Source organism: Oribacterium sp. (assembly GCF_057249185.1).
In genome coordinates this window covers 1-7560 of record NZ_DBHIGR010000108.1, presented here as the reverse complement: position 1 = coordinate 7560, position 7560 = coordinate 1, and the positions used below count along the sequence as shown (strand labels likewise).

At 40.9% G+C, this 7560-nt stretch carries 7 protein-coding genes, 1 tRNA gene and 1 pseudogene; 3 read left to right on the top strand and 6 right to left on the bottom strand.

Features of this window, described 5'->3' with window-relative positions; all coding sequences use genetic code 11:
- The first annotated feature begins 269 nt into the window (after window positions 1–269).
- From ACO4PX_RS06960 to ACO4PX_RS06950, 3 genes are all read left to right on the top strand, one after another.
- Window positions 270–341: transfer RNA gene (locus ACO4PX_RS06960), tRNA-Arg, on the top strand.
- A gap of 100 nt (window positions 342–441) precedes the next feature.
- Window positions 442–744, top strand: coding sequence for a type II toxin-antitoxin system RelB/DinJ family antitoxin (locus ACO4PX_RS06955; protein ID WP_314633832.1), 303 nt, complete (start codon window positions 442–444; stop codon window positions 742–744).
- Window positions 744–1100, top strand: coding sequence for a type II toxin-antitoxin system RelE/ParE family toxin (locus tag ACO4PX_RS06950; RefSeq protein WP_472469163.1), 357 nt, complete (start codon window positions 744–746; stop codon window positions 1098–1100). The genes ACO4PX_RS06955 and ACO4PX_RS06950 overlap by 1 nt, the downstream gene beginning before the upstream one ends.
- 129 nt (window positions 1101–1229) lie before the next feature.
- Here the strand turns inward: ACO4PX_RS06950 and ACO4PX_RS06945 are convergent, their stop codons facing one another.
- From ACO4PX_RS06945 to ACO4PX_RS06920, 6 genes and pseudogenes are all read right to left on the bottom strand, one after another.
- The gene (locus ACO4PX_RS06945; protein WP_485572089.1) at window positions 1230–1523 is read right to left on the bottom strand and encodes a DUF1294 domain-containing protein; all 294 of its coding nucleotides are present in this window, start codon (window positions 1521–1523) and stop codon (window positions 1230–1232) included.
- A gap of 102 nt (window positions 1524–1625) precedes the next feature.
- Entirely contained in the window at window positions 1626–3266 is a 1641-nt protein-coding gene (locus ACO4PX_RS06940; RefSeq protein ID WP_485572088.1) for a DUF5722 domain-containing protein, read from the bottom strand.
- Between the two features lie 252 nt (window positions 3267–3518).
- The gene (locus ACO4PX_RS06935) at window positions 3519–4604 is read right to left on the bottom strand and encodes a PTS sugar transporter subunit IIC (RefSeq protein WP_485572087.1); all 1086 of its coding nucleotides are present in this window, start codon (window positions 4602–4604) and stop codon (window positions 3519–3521) included.
- Window positions 4605–4927: 323 nt separating this feature from the next.
- The gene (locus tag ACO4PX_RS06930) at window positions 4928–5668 is read right to left on the bottom strand and encodes an NAD-dependent protein deacylase (protein WP_485572086.1); all 741 of its coding nucleotides are present in this window, start codon (window positions 5666–5668) and stop codon (window positions 4928–4930) included.
- Between the two features lie 50 nt (window positions 5669–5718).
- On the bottom strand, window positions 5719–6492 hold the full coding sequence (locus ACO4PX_RS06925) for an Rpn family recombination-promoting nuclease/putative transposase (RefSeq protein WP_485572085.1): 774 nt from the start codon (window positions 6490–6492) through the stop codon (window positions 5719–5721).
- 559 nt (window positions 6493–7051) lie between these two features.
- A pseudogene (locus tag ACO4PX_RS06920) lies at window positions 7052–7560 on the bottom strand (hypothetical protein); the annotation flags it as partial.

The window sequence follows — 7560 nt, the reverse complement described above, 5'->3', positions numbered from 1 at the left end:
GTTACCGGGAATAATTTTACTCATAATAAACTCCTTCCATTGCTGTCAGAAGGAGTTCAAACATACCATGATAAATGTGAAAGAGAAAATATCAACTGTGCAGAAGTAAAATCTACTGGGGGATAGATGAGTAGAATTTACTTTTTCATTTTTGGGGATAGGGAAAAGCTATTGGATTCCCTTGAAATTTCCGGCGGAATGTTCTATACTTCTGAAGTTATCACCATTGTTATAGACTGATTTCAGCTCTGTAGCTTTGGTAAATAATTGCTCCCGTAGCTTAATGGATAGAGCGCTGGCCTCCGACGCCAGTAGTGGCGGTTCGAGTCCGTTCGGGAGCATAGGGAAAAAGGAATGGGAAAACCCATTCCTTTTTTGTATATCAATATTTGCAATGCGCAACACATATGCTATACTTTTGTAAATTAGGAGGTATCTAATATGGCAGTCACAAAAACAGCAAGTGTAAATGTACGAATAGAAGAAAATGTAAAAAAGCAAGCAGAAAATATTTTGGAAACTCTCGGAATTCCAAGAGCAACGGCTATTGATATGTTTTATCGACAAATTATTTTAAATAACGGTCTTCCCTTTTCTTTAATTCTTCCAAAACCTATCCCTGTTCGAGAAGAAATGTCTGATGAAAGCTTTAATGCTATGATGAGTGTGGGGTATGCCCAAGCACTGCGGGATGAATCACAACCTATCGATGAAGCGTTTAAAGAGCTGGAAGAAGGCTTATAATGACTATGTATCAGGTAAAAATTACCCTTCAGGCAAAAGAACATTTGGCCCTCATCAGAGATTACATTGCTATTCAACTAAAAGCACCTGAAACAGCAAAAAATATATTGCATTTATTCCAAAAACATATGAATTCACTTTCTTTTATGCCCCAAAGAATCAGTTGTATTGAAGAATCTCCTTGGAGGGAAAATGGAATTCGAAAAATCAGAGTTAAAAATTATTATATTTATTTTGGAATAATAGAAGAAAAGAAGCAGGTTCATATTCTTTCTGTAATCTACACTAAACGAAATCAAGAACAACAGTTATCCTCTATTCAGCTTCCACCTGAAACTTATCCTTTTAGTCAATAAGTAAACTTAGGACAATAGATTACGCGAAAAAAGATCTTAATCTTGCATACAATACTCATTTATTGTTATAAAAAAACTGTCATACGAGTTTCGTATGGCAGTTTTTTTTAATCAATGCATCAATGCCTATTATCTCCCCAAAATTAGGTAAATCCATAACAAAAGCGCTATAGGCATCAGAAGCAAGAACTTTGCTTTTCTTGTCTTATGCCTACAAAGATACATTCCCAGAATTCCACCTAAGGCACCGCCCATAAAAGCCAGTCCCAATAAGACTTTTTTCGGCACTCTCCATCCCCTCTGTATGGCCTGCCATTTGTCATAGGCAAAGCTAAGAAAACAAAGGATATTGATGCCCAAAAGATAGAGCAATAAGCCCTTCCCCCCAAGCTCCAAAATTGATTGCAGCATTTCTTTTTCCATATATTCCCCTCTACAAAATCTCTACTTTATTGATACTAAAAAAGGACTGTACAAAATCAAGAGATAAGGTGCTTTCTACAGTCCTTTTTTATTTTCAATTCTTTATCTTCCCGGGAAACGGAAATTTGGAATTAGCTGGTCCCAAGAATCGATACCGATAATGGCTCTGGCAAAGTCTGCAGTTCCTTCCGTTGCGCTGGCATCGTCAATGTACTTAAAGACGCTGTGTGCCTTCTTATGTACCAACTGATGGTTCACAATGCTGGAAAGTCCGAAAGCCAGTCCGTGCTTTACCTCATCATCGGAATCCTCCTGACGACTCATGAGATACGCGGAAATATACGGATTGTTATCTACAATATAGTAGGAGTATGCTACTGCTGCAGCCTGCTCCTCCGACTTATCCTGTCCCTTTTGAATACTTGTGAAACCTTCCTCGGTAAGGAAAATCTTTCGAACCTCCCCCTTCTTGTTCTTCATGCTGTCCAACTGCATAAAGTCGGTAATCACATGAAGATTCTTAAAGTTGACAATGGGAGAATCAATGGTATCGTTAACCTTTCCGGTCTTATCATCATCCCAGAAGGCCGGGGAGGAAATGGGATATGGATAGGGGTGCAATGCCAGACCGAAGTCCATATGTCCCTCCAGATTGTCAAAATGATGGAAGGCCAATACCACATCCTTTCCCTTATATTTGCCTACAGGAGCCGCCTCCGGGAACATGTTCCAGTAGTGATCTAAAGAGAACATAATGTTGTCGTTGGCGGAAACAGACTTCATCGCGGTATAAAATACTCGGAAAGCACGCTGGAATTTTTTGGTATAAGTGGAAACGTCATAATCCCCCTCATAGTTCCAGTACTGGTTGTTAATTTCATTTCCTACTACCCAGTTGGTAATCTTACCGTGGCCATTCTGACCGTTGTAACGCTTTGCCAGGAAGGAAGCCATGGCCTTTACCGCTCTAAAGCCCTGCTCGGACTCTACGTTAAAGCCATAGTAAACCGCCTGTTCCTTGGGAAGCTCCGTAACACCGATAGGATTCAACTCCGGTACGGTATTATTCCATGCATTCAGCAAAATGGCTGTGACCGCTACGCCGGAATCACTAAGGCGCTTCACCTCTCCGTCCAGCTGATCAATCAGCTCCTTGTTAATCTGGAAAGTCTTTCCCTCATAGGAATAGGAAATTCCTTGGCCGAAGAAACGCTGGGTAGGAATATCCACACCCGCATGCTTAATGTTCAGGCTCAAAGCATCATCTAAGATATTAGGGTCTACACGAAGCCCCTTCTTTCCCGGATTTAATGCAGGACTTTGGTTCTCCGCAACCACCTCGGGATTCTCAATATATCTTCTATCCGCAATCATTTCATAACGGCTTCCCACCTTTACCGCCGGCACGAAGGCACTGTAAAGACGAAGCTCTCCGGGACCTGCATACAAGGGGAAATTAAACTTCTGGTTTTCCCCAAGGCTTCCCTTGGCAATAAAATCGGTACGACCGCCAAGGTCTGTCTGATAAGGCTTGATTTCGAAAATGTAAACCGATCCGTCGGTACCGCTACTATCTCCTGTTGCATCCATTTGCAACTGAATCTCCTGCCTGTTGTCCGTAATCTCCACGTCCTTTACCTTCGCCGAAAGATTATAAGCGAAAGCTCCCGTGGAAAAAAGCGCCGTAAATGCCATGCTTAACATAAACATGGCTACATTCTTTGTTTTTCCTTGTAAAGCCATTTTCCTCTCCTTGAACTGACATACTTGCTTTGTGCTTTGTTGCTTTTTTGCATTGCTGCTTTTTTGCTTTCTGCTTTGCTGCTTCGTTGCTTTGCTGCTTTTACTTTATTGCATTGCACAGTTGCAAATATTCTTGACTATCTTTTGGCTTATTCTTTAAGAATTAAAGCCTTTGACCTGTCCAACTATACTCAGTTCTTTACAAAAAAGCCATAGAAAATTTCTTACAAGTTCTTACATTACAGCTTCGCTTTAGGAGGAAAGCTTCATATCTCCCTCTTTGATCCACTTCATTTTCCGACAAAAAGCAGAGCCAAGCAAAGAAAAAATTGCCGGAAGAATAAAGCACAAAAGCAATAGAGAAAGCCAGTCGGTAGCCGTTACCGCCGTTTTACTCCCCTCTTCTATGCCCTTCAGCCAGCCGGTGTAAACGCCGATAGGTCCAACCAAACCGCAGGTTCCCATACCGGAGGCAACCGCAGGACCGTTATTTTCAAAATGGAAGAGACAGGTTGCCAGTGGTCCTGTAATCATAGAGGCAACGGTGGCCGGAATCCAAATCCGGGGATTTTTCACAATATTTCCCATTTGCAGCATGGAAGTACCCAGTCCCTGTGAAATCAGACCGGAAACACCATTTTCCTTAAAGGAAATGACGGCAAAGCCCACCATCTGGGCACAACAGCCTGCCACTGCAGCACCTCCTGCAAGTCCGGTAAGTCCAAGAGCCGCACAAATCGCCGCGGAGGAAATGGGGAGTGTCAAAGCAATACCAACCAAGGCGGATACCAAAATTCCCATAAAGAAAGGCTGTAGCTCTGTCGCCCACATTATCAGGCTTCCCACCTGAATCGCCGCCTTTCCGATTACCGGCGCTAAGACTGCCGAAAAAAGCATTCCTGAGCCAATGGTCACAAGAGGCGTCACCAAAATATCAACCTTTGTTTCCTTGGAAACCGCTTTTCCAATTTCCGTGGAAAGGATAGCCACAAAAAGTACCGCCAAGGGTCCTCCTGCACCCCCTAGAGCATTGGAAGCAAAGCCCACGGTTATCAGAGAGAAAAGCACCAGAGGAGGCGCCTGCAAAGCATAGGCAATAGCCGTTGCCATTGCCGGCCCGCTCATAGCGGAAGCCATTGCACCTACGGTATAATCCACACCGCCAATGGTAGCAACCACTCTGGTTAGCGCGGAAATCCCTAGTCTCTGCCCCAAGGTGTTTAAAATTGTTCCGATTAGTAGGGAACAAAACAAGCCCTGAGCCATAGCGGATAAGGCATCAATCCCATAGCGCTTCAGGGAAATCTCAATGTTCTTCCTTTGTAAAAAAGCCTTCATTCTCGTTCTCCTAATCTCTTATAAAGCAATGCGTTTCAATACTTCTGCCTATCGTAAGAGCTAAAAGTAGTGGGGAGTATTTCTATCCTGTCCTTCCCGGTCCCCCCATTGCTTTCTTTATAAAAATGTATGCAAAATATCCCTCTGATTATAGCAAAATCATCCAGCTATTTGAATAAAAATATTTAGCTTTTTGTAAAAGATATTTTATTCAGTACTCTATCCCATTAGGTTATCAAGCACTCTCGTAAAATACTACATCATGCAACGCTTTAAAAAAAGAGACGGTAAATACCGCCTCTAAACACTTTACCTCTCCTATTTTAACTTACCACTTCCGAAAGAATTTCTCCAATCTTTCCATAAAGTACCAAATCGCACTCTGTATCCAGTCGCCCCTCCTCTTTATTGATAAGAACCAATTTATTGTTTCCATGATGAGGAAAATATTGAATCAAGCCGGCAGCAGGATACACCGTCAAGGATGTACCTCCGATAATCAATAAATCTGCATTCTGAATATGGGCAATGCTCTCTGAAAGAATCCGTTCATCCAAGCCTTCCTGATACAAAACCACATCCGGACGTATCATGCTACGACAATGAGGACACAAAGGAATGGATGTCGAAAAGTCAATTTCTTCTTCCGGAATTCGATGATGATGCTTCACACAATAGTAGCGATGAATACTGCCATGAAGCTCATATACCGTTTTGGAACCTGCCATCTGATGCAATCCGTCAATATTTTGGGTAATAATTGCCTTTAGCTTCCCCTGCTCTTCCAATATTTGCAAGGCATAATGAGCAGGATTCGGCAGAATCCCCGAAATCAAGAGCTTTTCCTTATAAAACTGATAAAACTCTTTAGGTCGTTTCATAAAGAAATCATGAGACAAAATTTCCTCCGGCGGAAAAGCATATTTTTGATGATAGAGCCCATCCACAGAACGGAAATCCGGAAGGCCGCTTTCTGTGGATACGCCCGCCCCACCAAAAAAAACGATATAATTCGCTTTTTGAATTAATTCCTTTAATTCAGCTAATTTCTCTTTCGTATCCAAAGTTACTCCTTTATATTACAGTTCATTCTGTTATCATAATCTTCAATAGCTTAAAGCCCGAACTCTTTCAAAAGCTTTTCCCGATATTCTTCATCAAAAGAAACTCTTTTAAGGTCATCCATCCGTCCTGCTTCCAGAAGTCGACCAATCAAAAGCGCCAAATGATTCTTTCCCTGTTCAAGACCTTGTTGTATACCTTTCTCTATACCTTTCTCTATACCTTCCTCTACTGCTTTCTTTCTATACTTCTCCAATAAGACATTCATCTTCTTTTCTCCTTCCTTATCTAATTTACCTTCCTTTAATGAGGCTACTCTATGAGACAAAACTTCAGATTGAATTTCTTTAGGATTAGCTTCTTTAAAATCCCTAGCCAGCTTCCCTAATGCATTGTCATCCTGCCTTGCCGTATTGAAATAAAGGATATGAGAGCCATCTTTAAACAAATTACCGGATTTCCTAATGACACGTTCAATTTGATATAGCTGTTCCCCCTCACCCAATACATCTTTGTCTGTAATAAATATAACATAGCTCTCCGGTAATTTGGAAAAGTTTTGTCCCTTCTTAAGGCTATGCGTATCCATAAGAGCAGCATGATAACGAGCTCTTTTCGGAATTGCTCCGGCGGATGCATTCTGCACTTCTATGTTATATAGTACGCCCCCATCGTCTGTACAGAGACAATCTAAAACTAGTGCTCTTCCATGCAGATTAGGAAGCCTCTTTTGCAGTCTTTGCTCCTTTAACTTTAAGGAAGATTTATCCAAAATAGTTTGTAAAATATACTCTGTACAAGCCTGTTCTTCAAGAACTACCTGCATAAAGAGATCATCCATCAAAGTAAGAGAAGCAATGATTTTTTTCTTTTCTAGAGCATCCAGCTTTTTTCTTGTACTCTTTGCATTAACTTCTTTACGACCGGATTATTTAGCATTAGTTTGGGGAGAATTTGTTTTTTTCATAAGCCACCTATGGAAAATTAAAACAATACAATTGGAATAATAGAAGTAAATAAAGAAGAAGTTAAATATTTTAGAATAGATAAATTGAGATTGAATATTGAAGAATCAAGTTCAGGTTGGGATTTAGAGTGTATGTAAGCTAGTAATCTGTTTTCTATTTTACTACCGGTTTAGGAAATCTCCTATATTCCACATTCGGATAATATCCGTATAATGATAATATAGACGTGTAGTAGATTTAAGAGCAGTGCCCATTCTTCCTATACATTTATATAGAGACTGAGAGGCACTGCTCTGCTCCGTGCCACAGGGCAATCTTAGCTCCTCGGTACTTAGCAGAAGTTAGTGTAGCGAAGCTTGCATACGGTAGAACTAGTTGGGCGAAGTTAGCTGGAGCGCGCCTTGTAGAGAATTTAATTTAAAGTCCAAACTGCTTTAAAAGCTTTTCCCGATAAACTTCATCATAAGAAACTCTCTTAAGATCCTCTATCCGTCCTGCATCCAGAAGGCGGCCAACCAAAAGAGCTAGACGATTTTGTCCCTCCTCCAAGCCCTTTTCAAGACCTTGTTGCATTCCTTGTGCTAGACCTTTTTCTATGCCTTCTTCCACTGCTTTTTTTCTATACTTTTCCAGTAAAACATTCATCTTCTTTTCTCCTTCCCGATCTAACTTTCCTTCCTTTATTGAGGCTACTCTATGAGACAAAACTTCGGATTGAATTTCTTGAGGATTGGCTTCTTTAAAGTCTTTAGCCAGCTTTCCTAATGCATTATCATCTTGCCTTGCTGTATTGAAATAGAGGATATGAGATCCATCTTTAAACAAATTGCCGGATTTCCTGATAACACGTTCAATCTGATATAGCTGTTCCCCCTCACCCAATACATCTTTATCTGTAATAAATATAACATAGCTTTCCGGTAATT